Annotated in this window: 15 protein-coding genes and 1 pseudogene; 8 read left to right on the forward strand and 8 right to left on the reverse strand. The window is 44.8% G+C overall.

Going from position 1 to position 18,489, the window contains the following annotated elements:
• The first annotated feature begins 171 nt into the window (after positions 1-171).
• From P2A85_RS12500 to rdgB, 4 genes are all read left to right on the forward strand, one after another.
• Positions 172-897 (forward strand): SDR family oxidoreductase, encoded by a 726-nt coding sequence (locus P2A85_RS12500; protein WP_377480412.1) that lies wholly within the window; start codon positions 172-174, stop codon positions 895-897.
• A gap of 118 nt (positions 898-1,015) precedes the next feature.
• On the forward strand, positions 1,016-1,720 hold the full coding sequence (gene folE, locus P2A85_RS12505) for a GTP cyclohydrolase I FolE (protein ID WP_377480415.1): 705 nt from the start codon (positions 1,016-1,018) through the stop codon (positions 1,718-1,720).
• A 176-nt stretch (positions 1,721-1,896) separates the two neighbouring features.
• Positions 1,897-3,321, forward strand: a complete 1,425-nt coding sequence (locus P2A85_RS12510; RefSeq protein WP_377480418.1) for a phosphoglucomutase/phosphomannomutase family protein — start codon at positions 1,897-1,899, stop codon at positions 3,319-3,321.
• A 234-nt stretch (positions 3,322-3,555) separates the two neighbouring features.
• Positions 3,556-4,140 (forward strand): RdgB/HAM1 family non-canonical purine NTP pyrophosphatase, encoded by a 585-nt coding sequence (gene rdgB / locus P2A85_RS12515; RefSeq protein ID WP_377480421.1) that lies wholly within the window; start codon positions 3,556-3,558, stop codon positions 4,138-4,140.
• 73 nt (positions 4,141-4,213) lie between these two features.
• Here rdgB and P2A85_RS12520 read toward each other — a convergent pair whose 3' ends face one another.
• Positions 4,214-4,552, reverse strand: coding sequence for a P-II family nitrogen regulator (locus tag P2A85_RS12520; protein WP_340550820.1), 339 nt, complete (start codon positions 4,550-4,552; stop codon positions 4,214-4,216).
• 343 nt (positions 4,553-4,895) lie between these two features.
• Here P2A85_RS12520 and P2A85_RS12525 point away from each other — a divergent pair, with 343 nt between their 5' ends.
• Positions 4,896-6,182, forward strand: coding sequence for an MFS transporter (locus tag P2A85_RS12525; RefSeq protein ID WP_377480424.1), 1,287 nt, complete (start codon positions 4,896-4,898; stop codon positions 6,180-6,182).
• 21 nt (positions 6,183-6,203) lie between these two features.
• Here P2A85_RS12525 and P2A85_RS12530 read toward each other — a convergent pair whose 3' ends face one another.
• A complete protein-coding gene (locus P2A85_RS12530; protein ID WP_377480427.1) occupies positions 6,204-7,418 on the reverse strand; it encodes an RNA-guided endonuclease InsQ/TnpB family protein in 1,215 nt (404 codons plus the stop codon).
• A gap of 144 nt (positions 7,419-7,562) precedes the next feature.
• Here P2A85_RS12530 and P2A85_RS12535 point away from each other — a divergent pair, with 144 nt between their 5' ends.
• Positions 7,563-8,633 (forward strand): AAA family ATPase, encoded by a 1,071-nt coding sequence (locus P2A85_RS12535; protein WP_377480430.1) that lies wholly within the window; start codon positions 7,563-7,565, stop codon positions 8,631-8,633.
• A gap of 373 nt (positions 8,634-9,006) precedes the next feature.
• On the opposite strand, the gene P2A85_RS12540 is transcribed toward P2A85_RS12535, so the two are convergent.
• Positions 9,007-9,228 carry a hypothetical protein gene (locus P2A85_RS12540; protein ID WP_377480433.1) on the reverse strand — a complete coding sequence of 74 codons (222 nt, stop codon included), beginning with the start codon at positions 9,226-9,228 and terminating at the stop codon, positions 9,007-9,009.
• Positions 9,229-9,293: 65 nt separating this feature from the next.
• Between P2A85_RS12540 and ilvB the strand changes: the two genes are divergently transcribed.
• Positions 9,294-11,129 carry a biosynthetic-type acetolactate synthase large subunit gene (gene ilvB, locus P2A85_RS12545; protein WP_377481458.1) on the forward strand — a complete coding sequence of 612 codons (1,836 nt, stop codon included), beginning with the start codon at positions 9,294-9,296 and terminating at the stop codon, positions 11,127-11,129.
• Here the strand turns inward: ilvB and P2A85_RS12550 are convergent.
• Positions 11,092-11,307, reverse strand: a complete 216-nt coding sequence (locus P2A85_RS12550; RefSeq protein ID WP_377480436.1) for a hypothetical protein — start codon at positions 11,305-11,307, stop codon at positions 11,092-11,094. The genes ilvB and P2A85_RS12550 overlap by 38 nt on opposite strands.
• A 5-nt stretch (positions 11,308-11,312) precedes the next feature.
• On the opposite strand from P2A85_RS12550, the gene P2A85_RS12555 reads away from it, so the two are divergent.
• On the forward strand, positions 11,313-12,599 hold the full coding sequence (locus P2A85_RS12555; RefSeq protein WP_377480439.1) for a dihydroorotase: 1,287 nt from the start codon (positions 11,313-11,315) through the stop codon (positions 12,597-12,599).
• Positions 12,600-12,781: 182 nt separating this feature from the next.
• Here P2A85_RS12555 and P2A85_RS12560 read toward each other — a convergent pair whose 3' ends face one another.
• From P2A85_RS12560 to P2A85_RS12575, 4 genes and pseudogenes are all read right to left on the reverse strand, one after another.
• Positions 12,782-14,113, reverse strand: coding sequence for an adenylate/guanylate cyclase domain-containing protein (locus P2A85_RS12560; protein WP_377480442.1), 1,332 nt, complete (start codon positions 14,111-14,113; stop codon positions 12,782-12,784).
• Positions 14,110-14,502 (reverse strand): response regulator, encoded by a 393-nt coding sequence (locus tag P2A85_RS12565; protein ID WP_341735675.1) that lies wholly within the window; start codon positions 14,500-14,502, stop codon positions 14,110-14,112. Before P2A85_RS12565 ends, P2A85_RS12560 begins: the two co-directional genes overlap by 4 nt.
• Positions 14,503-14,743: 241 nt before the next feature.
• Complete coding sequence (locus tag P2A85_RS12570) at positions 14,744-17,524, reverse strand: ATP-binding protein (protein WP_377480446.1); 2,781 nt, start codon at positions 17,522-17,524, stop codon at positions 14,744-14,746.
• Between the two features lie 612 nt (positions 17,525-18,136).
• Positions 18,137-18,450: pseudogene (locus P2A85_RS12575) on the reverse strand (transposase); the annotation flags it as partial.
• Positions 18,451-18,489 lie beyond the last annotated feature (39 nt).

Genomic DNA, 18,489 nt, shown 5'->3' on the forward strand with positions numbered 1-18,489 from the left:
TTTAACTAAAAACTCATCTTCTCAAATAGCGATGGAGAATTCTGCGAATCTGCCAGCAGTGTTATAATTCTTTGTGTGACATCGGCTTAACATTTCTTAATGTCGATCTCAGAAATAACTGTACTCATGGAAACTGTCATCAACTGAGTTTCCTCCATACCGAGTTTTTCTATGAACTATCCGACGACAAAGCAGGCTCTGATTACCGGAGCAAGCAGCGGTATTGGCAAAGCCACGGCTCTAGCATTTGCCAAAGCCGGCATAAACCTGGCTTTAGTTAGTCGAGGGTCAGAAAACTTAGAAGCCGTTGCCGCAGCAGCCAGAGAAGTCGGAGTGAAAGCAGAAGCTTATCCCTTAGACTTGTCAAAAATTGACCAAGTGGAAAGTAGCATCAGTGCGATCGCAGCTCAATTTGGACCAGTAGATATCCTGGTCAACAGTGCTGGGATGGGCTATACAGGCCCCTTGACACAAACTCCTCTAGCCGACTGGCAGAGAGTTTTAGACCTGAATTTGACTAGCGTCTGGCAGTGCATTCAAGGAATTTTGCCGTCCATGCGCGATCGAAAATCAGGAATCATCATCAACGTTTCCTCCATCGCCGGCAGCCAAGTCTTCCCAAATTGGGGACTATATTGCGTCAGCAAATTCGGTCTCATGGCTTTGTCTAAGGCTGTAGCGACAGAAGAACGGGCTGGCGGAATTCGTGTAACAGCAATCTGTCCAGGTTCTGTCAACACTCCCATGTGGGACACGGAAACAGTCCAAGCCGACTTCGATCGCACAGCCATGTTAACTCCAGAAATCGTCGCCGAATCTATACTGCACGCAGTACAGTTACCCGATGGCGCCGTAATTGAAGAAATCACCCTCATGTCGAATGCTGGAGTTTTGTGAACAGGAGATTTGAGACTGCTGAGTTTTTCTCGGAATTCAACAATCTTTGAATATATAGCTATCTCCTCGAATCGAAAATCCCCAATCAAAAATCGATCTACCCTAACACCAATTTTTTATGACAATTGCATCGAACAACGGTTCCACACTACTTTCAGAAACCCCAGACAACAATTTGCCCCGCATCCCCACTAGACCAGACCGCAACTCATCCAACGGTCAAGAATCCCAGGTGCCGGTACCCTCCGAAGTAGGTCAGGAGGAAATGATGGAAGCAGTGCGGACAATGCTGCTAGGAATCGGAGAAAACCCCGAACGGGAAGGATTGCTCAAAACCCCGAAGCGGGTAGCAGAAGCTATGCGGTTTCTCACCAGTGGCTACAGTCAATCCCTAGAAGAACTACTCAACGGCGCTATCTTTGACGAAGGTCACAATGAGATGGTGTTGGTGCGAGACATCAGCGTCTTCAGTATGTGCGAACACCATATGCTACCGTTTATGGGACGAATTCATGTCGCTTACATCCCCAACCAAAAAGTAGTAGGGTTGAGCAAATTAGCCCGCATTGTGGAGATGTACAGCCGACGGTTACAGGTACAGGAACGTTTGACTCGCCAAGTTGCCGAAGCGGTTCAGACCATATTGGAACCGAGGGGAGTAGCTGTGGTGATGGAAGCTAGTCATATGTGTATGACTATGCGCGGAGTACAAAAACCCGGTGCTTGGACAGTCACCAGTGCGATGTTGGGCATATTCCAAGACGAACAGAAAACTCGCGAAGAATTCCTGAATTTGATTCGCCATCAACCGGCATTCTTTTAGTCAATAGTCAGTAGTCATTAGTCATTAGTCATTAGTCAGTAGTCATTAGTCAGTAGTCAGTAGTCAGTAGTGAGAGTAGAGGCTTTAGGAACAATTCCATAATCTCAAATCTCAAATTAGATGACGATCGCCCGTTGAGCTAATAAAATAGATTGGTGACTCATGGCTTTTGACTAATGAATCCTATTAAATTCGGTACAGATGGCTGGCGCGGCATTATTGCTGACGATTTTACATTCGATCGAGTAGCGTTGGTCGCTCCGCTAGCAGCACAAGTTCTCGCACAAACCGGCGGCAATGATGCCAGCAGCGGTACCGTAATCGTCGGTCACGATCGCCGATTTTTGGCGGAAGATTTTGCCAAAACAGCGGCTGTTGCAGTCCAGAACGCCGGATTTGACGTGCTGCTGAGCGATACTTACGCTCCCACTCCCGCCTTTAGTTTGGCTGCGCAACAATTAAATGCTTTGGGCGCGATCGTCCTAACTGCCAGCCACAATCCGGGTGCATATTTAGGGTTAAAAGTCAAGGGCGGCTTTGGAGGTTCAGTTTCGCCGGAAGTTACTCAACAGATAGAAGCAAAGTTAGGAAATCCAGCCCCAATTTCCGCAACTCCGGGCAAATTGGAGAGTTTCAATCCTTGGCCTGCTTACTGCAAAACCTTGCGGGAAATGGTCGATATTGATGGGATTAAAGAGGCGATCGCCTCTAACAAAATTACCGTATTTGTAGATGCCATGCACGGGGCGGCCGCCGGAGGATTGGCACAGATTTTAGAAGAAACAGTGCAGGAAGTCAATAGCGATCGCGATCCGCTATTTGGAGGCGGTGCTCCTGAACCTTTGCCGCGCTATCTGTCGCAGTTGTTTCGGGTGATGCGCACTCACCAACGCCAAAGCTCTGGTTTGTCGATCGGATTTGTGTTTGACGGAGATAGCGATCGCATTGCTGCTGTTGACTCCCAAGGCAACTTTCTCAGTTCCCAAATCCTAGTTCCCATATTAATCGAACACTTAGCCAAACGGCGCGGGTTGAGTGGGGAAGTCATCAAAACAGTCAGCGGTTCCGACATCATGCCCAAAATTGCTGAACTTTACGGCTTACCATTGTTTGAAACGCCGATCGGTTACAAGTATATAGCCGATCGAATGTTAACAACCCAAGTCCTAGTCGGCGGCGAAGAATCGGGAGGAATCGGCTACGGTACGCACATCCCGGAAAGAGATGCTTTGTTATCAGCGCTGTATTTGTTAGAAGCAGTCGTCAAATCCGGGGAAGACTTGAGCGACATCTATCGCCGACTGCAAACAGAGACTAATTTTACTTCAGCTTACGATCGCATCGACTTGCACTTAGCAAATATGGACGAACGTTCGCGGTTGTTGTCGCTGTTAGAAAATCAACCTTTAACAGAAATCGCCGGTAAAGCAGTTGTTGATTGCAACAAAGTTGACGGATATAAATTCCGTTTAGCTGATGGAAGTTGGTTGTTAATTCGGTTTAGCGGAACAGAACCAGTTTTGCGGTTGTATTCGGAAGCGGCAACTTTGAAAGAGGTGATGCAAAACTTAAATTGGGCGAAAGCTTGGGCGCATAATTAATCCGAGTTTTTCACCGCAGAGCAAAGCAGATAAACGGGGATGAGTTGAGATTTAATATCTCTTTCTCTTCTCTTCTCTTCTCTTCTCTTCTTTTCCTTCGCGTCCTTCGCGTCTTCGCGGTTCGTTAAAGAATGAATTTTCTTTCTTGTGGGGTATCCTGCCCGCCCGTGAAAGGTTTATTGAGAATGGTGCAAAATGTTTGTTAATATCAATCCGTAAGTTTTAAGGGAAATAATGACTAATCATAAATTGCTAGTTGTCGCTACCAGTAATCCCGGCAAACTCAAAGAAATGCAGGCTTATCTTCAGGATTTGGGATGGGAATTGCAACTGAAACCGGAAGAGTTGGAAATAGAAGAAACTGGCGAGACTTTTATTGCTAATGCTTGTTTGAAAGCTTCGGAAATTGCTAAAGCAACTGGGGAATGGTCGATCGCAGATGATTCCGGTTTAATGGTAGATGCACTGGATGGCCAACCCGGAATTTATTCGGCGCGCTACGGTTCAAGCGATGCTGACAGGATATCTCGAATGATCGCAGAATTGGGCAATGAACAGAACCGGCAAGCCCAATTTGTGTGCGCGATCGCGATCGCCCGTCCCGACGGTACAATTGCCCTGCAAGTAGAAGGAATTTGCCGCGGTGAGATTCTGCAAAGTCCTCGCGGCACCGGAGGTTTCGGGTACGATCCCATTTTCTACATCCCCGCACAGCAACAGACTTTTGCAGAAATGACACCTGATACCAAGCGATTGTACTCTCACCGTGGCCAAGCATTCCAGTCTTTGATACCACAAATAAAGACACTTGTCAAGTAAAAGAATAGGGAGATAGGGAGAGGGCCAGAGACGGCTACAAATTCCGATTCCCCATTCCCGATTCCCCAATTTCCTAGATAGCCTCTAGGTTTTTTTCGCCAGTGCGAATACGGATAATTTGCTCTACAGGAGAGATAAAAATCTTGCCGTCGCCAATCTCGCCAGTGCGAGAAGCAGCGATGATTTTATCAACCACCATGTCAACCTGATCGTTTTCAACAACGACCTCGACCTTGAGTTTCTGCAAAAACTCAACCGTGTACTCAGAACCGCGATAGCGTTCAGTCATACCCTTCTGGCGGCCAAAACCTCTAACTTCAGAAACAGTCATCCCTACAATGCCGGCATTGACAAGGGCGATTTTTACTTCGTCAAGTTTAAAGGGACGAATAATAGCTTCAACTTTTTTCAAGTTTTTCACTCCTGACACTTACTTCTTTCGTTATATTACTTAATTGGGGTGACACCTTTTGATATCATTGCCAACGCCATTGCATTTTGTAAAATATACTACCGTATGTTCCAACGCCATTGAAATCTAGACCAACCTTTAACAAAATTCCTTGATTTTACTCAAGGCTGGGTTAGGTTGAGCCGCTAGAAGTAGGGTCAAACAGACCGCAGCCTTTCAACGGCGATCTGCTAAAACAGAAAAAGCACCTAGGAGACAGGAGTTTTCCCAGTCTCAATTTTGTGATGTCAAGTTGGCACATATTCTTGAAAAATATAATTAGGCGGTCAGTTAAACTATTCCTATGCACCCAGCTAGCCCTCCCCCTGACCGTAACGGCCTCGATGCCCTGTTCAGAAATCGCGCCTTCCTCGCCTTGTGGACTGGGCAGTTGTTGGCCCAAGTGGCAGATAAGATTTTTTATGTATTGCTGATTATCCTCCTGAAAACAGGCGGTTACACACCAGGTCACAATTCTGAAAATTCCATGCTGTCAGCGGTGATGATTGCCTACACAGTGCCGGCAATCGTTTTTGGTTCGATCGCAGGTATTGTCGTAGACCGCTTTTCCAAGAAGCAAATGCTGATTGGGTGCAACGTGATTCGCGCCCTATTGATTGTCGCGATGACGTTTTTGCCCAAAGCTTTTGTTGTGTTGTTGGTGATTACGTTTTTGGTTTCTACTGTTACCCAATTTTTTGCTCCCGCAGAAGCAGCCGCCATTCCCCTAGCAGTGGGGCGAGAGGGACTGATGTCAGCCAATGCCCTATTCGCCTCATCCACGATGGGTGGCATCATTGTGGGTATGACGATCGGCGAACCGCTGTTTAGTTTGATCAAACAAAGCTACGGAGCAGGTTCGCGAGAGTTTTTGCTGGCCGCGTTGTACCTGATATCGGCCGGTTTGATTTATGGGATGCGTATCAAAGAAAATCATGCCGGGAGCAGCGTAAAAAAGATCCATCCTTGGCAAGATTTTAAAGAAGGTTTGCGCTATTTGAAGAGCAATCCCCTGGTCAGTAACGCGATGCTACAGTTGACGATTTTGTATTCCGTGTTTGCTGCACTTCAGGTGTTGGCGATCGCCCTTTCAGGTAAAATAGGTCTCAAAGAAACTCAATTTGGCTTTTTGCTGGCTGCTGCGGGAATCGGTATGGTTTTTGGTGCAGCTTTTTTGGGACATTGGGGCGATCGCGTGCACCACAAACCTTTACCATTAATTGGTTTCGTGATGATGGGTTTTGTGTTGGCAATGTTTGCTTTCACTAGACAGTTGTGGTTGGGATTTAGTTTAAGCGCTTTGTTCGGTTTCGGCGCTTCCCTGATTAACGGCCCGATGCAAGCGTTAATTCAAGAGCAAACTCCAGAATCAATGCGAGGAAAAGTCTTTGGATTTGAGAACAATGCGATTAATATTGCCCTCAGTCTACCTCTGGCAATTACCGGCCCGCTGACAGATGCTGTCGGTAAAGCCGTAGGTTCCGATGACCTCGGTTTGCGGATCGTGTTGATGAGTTTGGGCTGTTTAGTGGCGGTAATGGGGCTTGTAGCTTGGCGACATACCCGAAATGTTTTACAGGATGTTGTTTGAATTTATTGACACTCGCCCGTCCTAGAAGGACGGGGATTCTTCGTTCACAGACCCAACTTGCTCAGACTGGATTACTCCAATCAAAGTAGAGGTCGAATCTCCCGAAGCGTTGGGGTCTTTGACCCAAGTTCCCACATGCCCTGTGGTACTCAAGGCTAAGCTCAGAATGTTAAGTGCCGCATTCCAGTCTCGGTCTAGAACCAGCCCACATCGACAAACGTGAGTTCTCGTTGATAGAGACTTTTTCACCAGCGTGTGACAGCATGAGCATTCTTGGGACGTGTAGGCTGGGTTAACTGCAACAGTTATCTTACCTAACTTCTTTCCAAAATACTCTAACCACTTCCTGAACTGATACCAACCTGCATCATTGATAGATTTGGCGAGACAATGATTCTTTACCAAGTTTTTAATCCTCAAATTTTCATAGGCGACCAAATCGTTAGATTGGATTACGCAACGCGCCACTCTCTTAGCGTGTTCTTCACGTTGCCTACTTATTTTGAGGTGTACTCGCCCTAGTCTATTAATGGCTTTCTGGCGATTGGCAGAGCCTTTCTTTTTACGAGAAACACGGCGTTGTCTAAACTTCAACCGCTTCTCGTTGGTTCGATAAAACTTGGGATTAGGTTCGGTTTGACCGTTGCTGTCGGTGTAGAACTCTTTAAGCCCTACATCCAAACCAACAGTTTTACCAGTTGGTTGAGCAGCTACTGCTTGGTTCTCATTCCTAATCAGAAACTGAACGTAGTAGCCATCAGCCCGACGTACTAACCTGACTCGTTTTATCTGATCTAACTGGTAGAAATGTAAGTCCCACGTTCCTTTGAGTTTTAGTCTACCAATGCCTTTCTTGTCGATGAAGCTGATTGTACGTCTGTCCTCCGAAAGCTTCCAGCCTGAAGTCTTGTACTCAACTGAGCGACAATTCTTCTTGAACGTAGGATAACCTTTCTTTCCAGGAATTGCCTTTTGACAATTCTCGTAAAACCGAGCGATTGCAGAATAGGCACGCTCAACCGCAACTTGGCAGGCATGAGAGTTCAAGGCATTTACAAAGGGAAACTCTGCCCTCAGCTTAGTGTTATGGCGATATAGTTCCTTCTGTCCTACACCACGATTATCCATCCAGAATCGGAGGCATTTGTTGCGGACAAATTGAGCGGTTCTAATCGCCTCGTCTATCGCCGAATATTGAGTTGTTTTTCCTTTCGCCTTGAATTCTAAGACAATCACTTGACGTGGAACAATTCTACGGCAACTATTGTAGCATAAATAAAGCCGACCACTGAAGAAGGGGCTTGAATCCCATTTTTTTAGTCAACAGTCATCAGTCATCAGTTATTAGTCATCAGTCAACGATGTTTAGAGACTTCCCAAATGAAAGTTCAATCTGTTGAGCTAAAGTATTTCAAGAAATTTGCGAATCCTCCGGTATTTGATTTCACCGATCCCGAAACTGGGTTGGCACGAAATCTGATTGTTCTAATTGGCATGAACGGCTCTGGCAAAACAAGTCTTTTACAAGCGATCGCAGCAACATTAGGTACGGCTACCGGACGATTACAAAAATTTTCTGACTTAGAATGGGCAGGATTTAACTATGAATTGCTAGGAAACAACTGGGGAGGACTTGCACCAGAAGTCACTTTACAGGTACAGTTTTCCTCCCAAGAACTTCAAGCAGTTGCAGAGTTTTACCAAAAATTACAAGGGATGGGACACAATTTAAAAGTTACTCCGGCACAAAAACATAGTGTGAAACTCAGATGGCGATCGCCATCTGAGCTAGTCGTAGCGGATAGGGCTCCTGAATTATTTCAATTTAAAGGACGAGAATACGCTAAACGACTGCTTCGTTCTGAAGGCTTTCAGGCGTTTCAGCGAGTTGGCAGCGTTTTTTGGTACACCGAGCAAAGAACTGCAACTAGCCTAACAACAGAAGATCCCGAAAAGCAACAAGAAATTACTGAGGATATTTTGCGCGATCGGCTATCAAAATGGCGGCAGTTTCATCAAGATGTCGAAACAGGTAGAATTCAGCAACTGCGACCGGGACAAAAAGACTTGTATGCTGAAATTGAACGAGGTTACAAAGGAGTTTTTCCCCAACGCAGCTTTCTAGGCCCCGTCCCGCGCGAGAATATAGATGATATCCTGAGCGAACCTTGGTTTTATCTTTACGACGGCAGAAAGCAGTATGAAATTTCTGAGATGTCTGGAGGCGAACGAGCTGTCTTTCCCATCCTCATGGATTTTGCCAATTGGAACATTCATAATTCGCTCATCTTGATTGATGAAATTGAATTGCACCTCCACCCACCAATGCAACAGGCATTCCTTAGATCCTTGACTAAGCTAGGCAATAATAATCAGTTTATAATTACAACCCACTCTGATTATGTGGAGCAATTAGTGCCTGAAGCACACATTATCAGGCTAGAGGTGTAATTGTGAGTGTTGTCAGTAGCAAAATTATTTTCTGCGAAGGAAAGCAAAGAAGTTTGGATGCCCAACTGCTGGAGCGGGTTTTAGAAACACTACCAATTGTCGAACTGAAGCTAGAGAACTAATTAACCAATTTAGACAAGCTGTCGAAACAGTTACACTAGATAGATTTGAAGCAAGCCTAGCTAATTATCACCAGCAATTTAGTAAATCAGAATTTTGGTCGCAGAAACAGTATGTAATCTGGTTTCACGGGAAAGATATTCAAAAACAAATGCAAAAGCAAGAATCTCAATATATCTCTCTAAAAAAAAAATTAATTGGGCTGCCAATCAATTGGACATCGATCGACATCTCGATCTCAGGGAGTTACGAATTAAGATTGAGCAGCTATAACTGTCGATGTGACTGTTGAGGATGCGGAATGCGGGTTAGATGCGTGACGGTAGCGTATTTCCAGCTCAGCCCTCTGGGGTTCTCCCGCGATCGGAATCTCCCCTGTCTCCCTCTCGGATTCTAAAACTTCTATGCCCCAAGCCGATGTCTTATTCTCAAGTGTTGAGAAAAATATCAACACTCCAACTTTTAAAGCTTCCATATTGAGAAAGAAGTAAAATGAAAGCCTTAATCGTAAATTATAATTACTTTGAGGGAAAAAAATCTGTGCAACTAAAAACTAAAGTAGCCATAAAGCGTGCAACTGGTGCATTTGCTCTGATTGACAGCTTGAGACGACACGGTGTCAAGCATATTTTTGGTTATCCCGGCGGCGCAATTCTGCCGATTTACGACGAACTATACCGCGCTGAAGCCGAGGGCGGCATCCAACATATTCTGGTGCGCCACGAGCAAGGTGCTGCTCATGCCGCTGATGGGTATGCCCGCGCTACCGGACAAGTAGGGGTGTGTTTCGCCACTTCCGGGCCCGGTGCAACTAACTTGGTGACGGGGATTGCGACGGCTCACATGGATTCGATCCCGATGGTAATTATTACCGGTCAGGTGGCTCGGCCGGCGATCGGCACCGACGCTTTTCAGGAAACCGATATCTATGGCATTACACTGCCCATTGTCAAGCATTCCTATGTAGTACGCGACCCCAGAGATATGGCGAAAATAGTCGCCGAGGCTTTCCACATCGCCAGTACGGGGCGTCCAGGGCCAGTGTTGGTGGACGTACCCAAGGATGTGGGTTTGGAGGAATTTGACTATCTGCCGATCGAGCCTGGAGCAGTCAGGATTCCTGGTTATCGGCCGACGGTGAAGGGAAATCCCCGGCAAATTAATCAAGCGATTCATTTGCTCAAGGAATCCCAACGTCCTTTGATGTATGTGGGTGGTGGCGCGATCGCAGCGGGAGCCCATGATGAAATTAAAGAACTAGCTGAGCTGTTCCAAATCCCAGTCACCACAACGCTGATGGGCAAAGGTGCCTTTGATGAAAACCATCCTTTGTCAGTGAAAATGCTAGGGATGCACGGCACTGCTTACGCCAATTTTGCCGTCACCGAGTGCGATTTGTTGATTGCTGTCGGAGCCCGATTTGACGATCGCGTCACAGGCAAATTAGACGAGTTTGCCGCCCGCGCCAAGGTGATTCACATCGACATCGACCCCGCTGAGGTAGGTAAAAATCGTGGACCGGAAGTTCCGATTGTCGGAGATGTCCGCCAAGTTTTAATCGATTTGCTGCGTCGCTGTCGTGAAACAGCAGTTTCGGGAAATCCCGGACAAACACGGGCATGGCTCGACAGGATCGACGGCTGGAAACGCGATTACCCCTTAGTCGTACCTCATTACCCGGAAATTTTGTCTCCCCAAGAGGTGATTTCGGAATTGGGCATTCAAGCGCCGGATGCTTACTACACCACCGATGTGGGTCAACATCAAATGTGGTCAGCTCAATTTTTGAACAACGGGCCTCGGCGTTGGATTTCTAGTGCTGGTTTGGGAACGATGGGTTACGGACTACCGGCCGCCATGGGCGCGAAAATGGCTCTGCCCCAGGAGCAAGTAATTTGCATTGCTGGCGATGCTAGCGTCCAAATGAATATTCAAGAGTTGGGAACACTAGCACAGTACGGTATAAATGTCAAGCTAGTAATTGTGAATAATGGCTGGCAGGGCATGGTGCGACAGTGGCAGCAGGCTTTCTATGGGGAGCGCTATTCGTCCTCGAACATGACTGTGGGGATGCCGGATTTTGTGATGCTGGCTCAAGCTTATGGGGTGAAGGGGATGCTCGTTTCGGAGCCGGGGGAACTGAAGGGGGCGATCGCCGAAATGCTGGCCCATGACGGCCCGGTGCTGATGGATGCGAAGGTGACAAGGGACGAAAACTGTTATCCGATGGTTGTTCCCGGTAAGAGCAACGCTCAAATGGTTGGTTTACCCGAACGCAGCAGCTTGGAATCGGCAGAGTTAATTTATTGTCCCAGTTGTGGGGCCAAGAATGTTTCGACTAATAAGTTTTGTCCGGAGTGTGGGACAAAAGTTTAGTTGACAGTTGACGGTTGACGGTTGACAGTTGACGGTTGACTGTTGACAGTTGACAGTTGACGGTTGACTGTTGACTGTTAACCGTTGACTGTATTCCCAATTCCCAATTCCCAATTCCCCATTCCCAATTCCCAATTCCCAATTCCCCATTCCCAATTCCCCATTCCCAATTCCCCATTCCCAATGACTTCTGAATTGCTGCAAAATGTACGAGTGCTAGATCCAGTATCACAGGGCGATCGCCTCGCTGATGTTCTGATTGCTGAAGGCGATATCAAAGCAGTTGAGCCAAAAATTGCCCAATTCCCCCCTGACACACAAATCCGAGATTGTCGCGGACTGATTTTGGGGCCGGGATTGGTTGATATTTACAGTCACAGCGGAGAACCGGGTTTTGAGGATCGAGAAACCCTGCAATCTTTGATGCAGGCTGCTGCTACCGGCGGTTTTACGCGGGTGGCGATTTTGCCCGATACATCTCCACCTCTTGACAATTTGGCCGGTTTAGCTTTGTTAGAGCAAAATATCCGCAATTTTTCCCCTTCCCGAACCCGCTTATATTTCTGGGGCGCTCTCACCACGGGTGTGGCAGGGCAACATATGGCTGAGTTGGGGGAGTTGGCATCCAGCGCGATTGTGGGGTTTGCCGATGGTTTACCCCTGGCTAATCCGGCTCTGGCAATACGTTTGTTGGAATATATACAGCCTTTGGGTAAGTCGGTGGCTTTGTGGCCGATGGATCGCACTTTGGCAGGAAATGGAGTCGCTAGGGATGGTGCGGTTTCCCTTCGCTTGGGTTTACCAGGAATTCCGGCTGCTGCGGAAACTTCCGCTTTGGCTGCAATCCTGGAATTAGTCGCTACTGTGCCGACTCCCGTTCACATCATGCGGGTTTCTTGTGCTCGCAGTGTGGAGCTAATTCGAGATGCGAAGGCGCGGGGTTTGCCGGTGACTGCGAGTGTGACTTGGATGCACTTGTTGTTAAATGTGGGGGCAATTTCAGGAAACACCACTGTTTCTTTTCCTTATGACCCAAATTTGCGTTTAGAGCCGCCTTTGGGTAATGAGGCTGACCAGTTGGCGCTGCTTCAAGGGCTCCTAGATGGGGTGATTGATGCGATCGCGATCGACCACACTCCCTATACTTATGAGGAGAAAACCGTGGCTTTTGCTGATGCTCCACCAGGGGCGATCGGTTTGGAATTAGCTTTACCTTTACTCTGGCAGAATTTGGTAGAAACCAGCCATTTTTCGGCTCTAGAACTGTGGCGATTTTTGAGTACCAGCCCCGCCATTTGTCTGGGGCAAACCCCCCCTACGGCTGCACCAGGAGTCCCTGCTGAGCTGATTTTATTCGACCCGCAAAAGAGTTGGACTGTTGATGGGCAAAGTTTGAAGTCGCGATCGGTCAATACGCCTTGGTTTGGCAAGAAATTAGCCGGAAAAGTTCTACAAACTTGGACTTATTGACCATTGATATTGGGAGAAAAATTAAAATGTATATCCTTTATTTTATCCTTTAATATTTACACTAATTAACCTTAACTATAGCAGTCCTAAATCATTTGTGAATTTCTTACTCCCTCCCCTTAGTAAGGGGAGGGTTGGGGTGGGGTAAAAATATTTACGACTCATTTAGGATTGCTATATAATTAAATAAACTCCCCTCGATTGGGAGCTAATATAGACTGCATTTCCTGACAACGTTCCAGATAATTTTGTGCAACCTGATCCAGCGGATTTTGTTCCACACACTCACCAAACAGTTGTGCAGCTTCTTTATGTTTACTCGCACTGTAGTTATATAAAGCTTCTCGAAATATAGATAAAGTCCTTGCCTTGCCTTCCTTTACTTCAGGTTTATCCGCTTCAAATACTTCATAAATTGTCACCAAATTAGATTTTCCTTTGACTCGAACATGACCGATATTGCGGATACAATCCCGTGGAAAATTGGTTAACTTGGAAAAAGTATTTTGAGTAATTAACATTGATACTCCATAGCTTTTTGTCAGGCTTTCCACCCGCGCAGCTAAATTCACCGCGTCCCCAATCACCGTACTATCCATTCGATTAGTTGCCCCAACAGTTCCTAACATTAATGAACCTGTATTGATACCAATCCCAATTTTAATCGGCCCATAACCAGCATTAATCCGATATTGATTATAATCATCTAGACTGTGCAACATAGAAATTCCGGCTTGGACTGCATCAACGGCACTGTGACCAAATAAAGCCATAATTGCATCCCCAATATATTTATCAATAAAACCGTGATTTTCAATAATTCCCGGTTCCATTCGACTTAAATAAGCATTAATAAATTTAAAATTTTCCTGGGGTGTCATTCCCTCCGACAAAGCAGTAAAATCCCTAATATCAGAAAATAATATCGACATTTCTTTTTCCACGCTGTCCCCTAATTTAACATCGCTCAACGTGTCACGGCTTAGCAGCGAGACAAATTCATTAGGTACAAAGCGTTTAGCAGCTTCCGTTAATTTTGATTGCTGTTCTAGGGCAAATTCCAACTCCTGATTGATGTTCCAAAGTTCCGCATTTTGTGCAGCTAGTTTTTTATCTTGACTGTAGCTGTGGACTGCTTCTGTTACCGTCAATTTCAAATCTTCTGTTTGCCAAGGTTTGCCTATATAACGATAAAGTTTAGCATTTTTGATGGCATTTCCTACCGCCTCAATAGTCGCCTGACCTGTTAGCATCACCTTGAGAGTTTTAGGAGATAATTGGTGGACTCGCCTCAACAATTCATCTCCTTTCATGTCTGGCATCACGTAATCGGAGATAATTAAGGGAATTTCATACTCGTCTTCCATCAATTCAGCAATTAATTCTAGGGCATCTTCACCTCCTTCGGCAATTTCAATTCGATAAGTATTACCTAAAGCATCTTTTAATTCAGTTTTGAGACTTTTCAAAACTGTTTTTTCATCATCCACACAAATAATAACTTGTTTGGTCATAGTGATAAAGCCGTTTTAATGGTTTCGATCAACTCTTCTTCTGACCAAGGTTTGTGCAAACAGCGATGGAGGTTTGCTTCATCGAACGCCCTCTGGACTGCATCTTCATCCGCTTGACCAGTCAGCATAATTTTAACAATATTCGGAAATTTTTTATGGACTCGAACTAAAAACTCGTCTCCCTTCATTCCTGGCATCAACCAATCAGAAACAATTAAAATAATCATTGTTTCGTCATCGTTGAATTCATCGATTAACTCTAAAGCATCCGCAGGACTCTCTGCCATTTCATAGGCATAGTTACTACCAAATGCTGATTTTAATTGGGTTTTGAGACTTTTCAATACCACTTTTTCGTCGTCAACGCACAGGATGATTGGCTTAGACATTTTTGGCCTGTTGATTAGGATTATACCAAAAGGAATATGGAAGATGGAAGATGCAATAAAATCAATGATTTTAGTAATTCAAAATGTCATCATCACCAAAGTATTGAGTATAATACTAGGAATTTGTCAGGGTTTGAATCAACTATAATTTTCATTGATTTTGAATTGACAAACAACCGAATTTAGGAAAAATTGGGAGTTTTTTATAGCTACTCGATCCTCAGCCTGTTTTTAGGAAATTTTAGGCAAGATTCGCCGATAGGAAAACCGTAAAAGTGGTTTTGCCGGGAACCGATTCCACCTCTATTTTACCATGATGTTTTTCAATAATTTTTTTGACAATATCCAGCCCCAGACCACTACCTTCTCCGGGGGGCTTAGTAGTAAAAAATGGCTCGAATATTCTGGGCAGAACTTCGGGTGGAATTCCCTGACCACTATCGGTGACTGCAACTTTGACATAATTACCCTCCTGAAGCAGATCGATCGTCAATGTTCCTTTATTCTTCATTGCTTGCAGGGCGTTATGAATCAGATTTGTCCACACCTGATTGAGTTGGTCTGCGTAGCAGAGGATTGGTTCTATTTTTGGGAAATTTCGTAATACTTCTACGCCGTGTTTGATGTTATTTTGGTACAGGGTTAGTACCGTTTCTATGCCATCGACTATATCCGATTGAATCATGGCTTCCGACGAGTCGTAACGGGCATAATTTTTCAGGGCAAATACGACTTTTGACGCTCGCTCTGTTGCCGTATTTATTGTTTGAGTTCCCCGCTGAATTTCTGATAGTTTGTAAGCCATTTCCAATATGCTATGCCGATCGCCCTTTTGTAACAAAGTCAAAAATTCGTCGGCTTCGTAAATCCCCATATCTACCAAGGTATCAGCGATGTCATCAGCATCATCAATATCTTGGTCTTCCAGTTTGCTAATTAAAGACCGCTTTAACTTCCTTTCTTCTTTGGCTGTTAAACTCATATCTTTTTGCAGAGATTTGTTGAGCAAAAGGAAGAAGATTTCAGCTTCGGCGGTGGAAAGTGACTGAAACAGCGAGGGTAAGTTAGAAAGAGTTTGTCCCAAAAATTTAGTCATATTTCCAGCACTGGATCGAATCGCACCCAAAGGAGTGTTTAGTTCATGGGCTACTCCGGCTACTAATTGTCCTAACGCCGCCATTTTTTCCGATTGAATTAGTTCGTTCTGAGTCGCTTGCAAATAGTTCAAAGCTTCCGAAAGTTCTTGAGTTCTTTGGGCGACTTGAATTTCGAGGGTGTGGTTATATTCCGCTACCAACTTCTCACTTTCTTTGCGTTGAGTGATATCCGCCAAAGCTGCGATCGCATAACTGACTTTTCCTTTTTCGTCATAAATTGGCGTTCCCCAAGCTTCAAGGGGAATCACCCGATCGCCTTTGTGGATTTCTAAGTCATCAAAATTGACACTTGAGCCATTAAAAGCACAAATTATTGGATGTTTCTCTGGAGGGTATATTTCATTACTACCAGCCAGATAAATTTGATATTCCTCTCTAATTTCATCAGGATTAATATCCCCCACTATACCTTTTCCTAGCAAGGATTTGGCGCGAGAATTAATGTAGTAGGGCTGACCGTTAGATTCAGCTACAAATATCCCCACTGGGACGGCTTCTAAAATTTGGTTAAGTTGGCTTTTACTCTCAGATAATTCTTCATTCAAAGCTTGCATTTCCGCGAAGGATAGTTGCAGTTGTTCCGCCATACTCTTAAAGGAATGAGCCAGTTCCCCTACCTCATCATTACGGTTAATTTCTACAATTTTTCCCCACTGACCTTTAGTAATATTTTTTGCGGTTTCATTCAAATATAAAATTGGCTTAGTCACCCATCTTGCCGTGAGTATGCCGATAATGATGGCTACTGTAAAAGCGGCAATGCACAGCAAAATAGTCGTCCTAGTGTTGGCATTAATTTGTTCCAAGAAGTCAGATTCTGGAATAATTACCACGATCAACCAATCCAAACCATTGCCGTCCTTTAAAGGAGTAACTTGTAGAAATTGTTGATGGCCTTTAATTTGAAAATTAAGCTGTTGGCTATCCTGAATATTATTGAGGTCTCCAAAGCGTTCTTCCAAGTATTTAGTTGTCAGACTTATTACGCTATTTTCGCTATTTATAGCCCGAATTCTTTCGGTTTCTTCACCCTTGATTAAATATACTGGAGCCGTAGTCGATGTAGTGATTAAAGCCCCCGAACGTTCCACAATAAATGTCTGTCCTGATTTGCCAATTTTTAACTTAGCAAGAAACTCATTCACTCGCGAAAAAAGTAAGTCTGTACCCAAGACTGCCTGCAACTGTCCCGATGCGTCGTATAATGGCTGGGCTGCTGTAATACCAAGTCCTTTGCTAGTAAAATCAGCGTAAATTTTACTCCAAGTTGCCTTTTTTGCTTCCGTTGCTGCGGTGTACCAGGGACGGACTCGCGGGTCATACTTAGGTTTAACTTTAACTAAATCAGTACGTTCACCTTCCTTATTGACAGCATAATAGTTCATGTTGCCTTCGGTCATGTCGCTTCTTTCTTGCAGTAAAAAATTACCCTCATTTGTACGCCTCACGCCAATAAAATCTCCCGCTGGAGTAGCAACATATGTAACGCTTACAGTGTCAAAAGTTTGCAGTTGCTTCCAAAAGTGACGCTGGATTCTGGCAGTATCTTGCAAATTCAGATCCCCCAATTCAAAAGCATTAGCTTTAAATTGATTGAGTTGATGGGGAAAGGTCATGTATGCTTGAACTCGCTCCGAAATGCGATCGCTAATTTCTTGTCGCAACTGAGAAGCAACTTCATTAACCGCCTGTTGTCCGTTGCGAAATGACAGATAGCCTACAACTCCCACCGCAGCGAAGATTTGCAGGACGAAGGGAACTATCAGGACTGTTCGCAGAGGGAGGGAGCGAGCATTTTTTATAATCGCTAATTTGTCCGCAGATTGAGTTGGGTCTGCAACTTTGACGCTCGATCGTGTAATCATGCTTAGAAAGACTTGTTGGCGATGAGGTATTATATCATTTCGATGAGCTGCACCCGAACAAGTTCAGAACTGATTATACCAGCAAACAGATTCTAGATGGGGGGATATTTAAAATCCCTGCTATGGTGAGCTTGATTTCCCGCCTATCTGTGGAATATGTTACAAACTGTAAACGGAACATAACTTATTTGGGGGCTAGAAGGCATTAGCAATATGTCTTAAATTCCCTAAGCGAATTGGCTAATTTTTGCGATAAAAACCAGAACTATCAGAAAACTATTTCGCCAAAAGTCACAATCTTTTGAGCAAATAGATTGGTTGACCCTTTTACTCTATTGTCTCTGATGCGTAAGTTTCATTTTTGCTCTGTTGCACTTCTTTTTTAGTTCGCAGCACCTTACCAAGAAATTGGGTCTAAAGCCCCGTTACTTCGACTACGCTCAGCACATCGCCTTATAGGACGGCTTTGATTTTCTTTGTAATTGTAAATAGGGTTTGCTGAATAATCGATCGCCACCCAAGAGCAGGAGCTCACGATATCTGAAAGCTCAGTTAAAGATAAGTTTTTTCGGTATCGAGTCCCCCCAATTATAATTGGGGATTATCTTCAACCTAAAAACAGGTGTTCTGTTTCCAAATAGACAGAAAAACACACAAAAAAACCGGCGCCACCAGGAAGCATCGGTTCATAACCAAAAAAGTAATTGCAATAACCGTACCAGAGGTATTATCGAGTTTAGCCATCACTTTATTGAGACCGAATCTTCTTTTCCGCAAGCCCCAAACTTTCCCTCTATTGCATTTCTAATTCTTTCATCATATGCGGCTTACTTCTTTTTTGCTTTACTCACATTTGCTCTTGGTCTTCCTAGAGGTGGCCCACTAATTCTAATGCCTCTTTCTTTACACCAAGCTCGGTTTTCACGCTTTACGGTAAATTCGATTTTTTCTTTGATAATTAATGC

This window comes from Microcoleus anatoxicus, from assembly GCF_042465725.1.
Taxonomy (GTDB): domain Bacteria; phylum Cyanobacteriota; class Cyanobacteriia; order Cyanobacteriales; family Microcoleaceae; genus Microcoleus; species Microcoleus anatoxicus.

Excerpts from the sequence above, each read along its gene's own strand:
- P2A85_RS12570 (WP_377480446.1), bottom strand. The coding sequence starts at position 17,524 with ATGATTACACGATCGAGCGTCAAAGTTGCAGACCCAACTCAATCTGCG.
- P2A85_RS12510 (WP_377480418.1), top strand. The coding sequence starts at position 1,897 with ATGAATCCTATTAAATTCGGTACAGATGGCTGGCGCGGCATTATTGCT.
- P2A85_RS12500 (WP_377480412.1), top strand. The coding sequence starts at position 172 with ATGAACTATCCGACGACAAAGCAGGCTCTGATTACCGGAGCAAGCAGC.
- P2A85_RS12565 (WP_341735675.1), bottom strand. The coding sequence starts at position 14,502 with ATGTCTAAGCCAATCATCCTGTGCGTTGACGACGAAAAAGTGGTATTG.
- P2A85_RS12535 (WP_377480430.1), top strand. The coding sequence starts at position 7,563 with ATGAAAGTTCAATCTGTTGAGCTAAAGTATTTCAAGAAATTTGCGAAT.
- P2A85_RS12525 (WP_377480424.1), top strand. The coding sequence starts at position 4,896 with ATGCACCCAGCTAGCCCTCCCCCTGACCGTAACGGCCTCGATGCCCTG.
- P2A85_RS12560 (WP_377480442.1), bottom strand. The coding sequence starts at position 14,113 with ATGACCAAACAAGTTATTATTTGTGTGGATGATGAAAAAACAGTTTTG.
- P2A85_RS12540 (WP_377480433.1), bottom strand. The coding sequence starts at position 9,228 with ATGGAAGCTTTAAAAGTTGGAGTGTTGATATTTTTCTCAACACTTGAG.
- rdgB (WP_377480421.1), top strand. The coding sequence starts at position 3,556 with ATGACTAATCATAAATTGCTAGTTGTCGCTACCAGTAATCCCGGCAAA.
- P2A85_RS12550 (WP_377480436.1), bottom strand. The coding sequence starts at position 11,307 with ATGGGGAATTGGGAATGGGGAATTGGGAATGGGGAATTGGGAATTGGG.
- folE (WP_377480415.1), top strand. The coding sequence starts at position 1,016 with ATGACAATTGCATCGAACAACGGTTCCACACTACTTTCAGAAACCCCA.
- P2A85_RS12555 (WP_377480439.1), top strand. The coding sequence starts at position 11,313 with ATGACTTCTGAATTGCTGCAAAATGTACGAGTGCTAGATCCAGTATCA.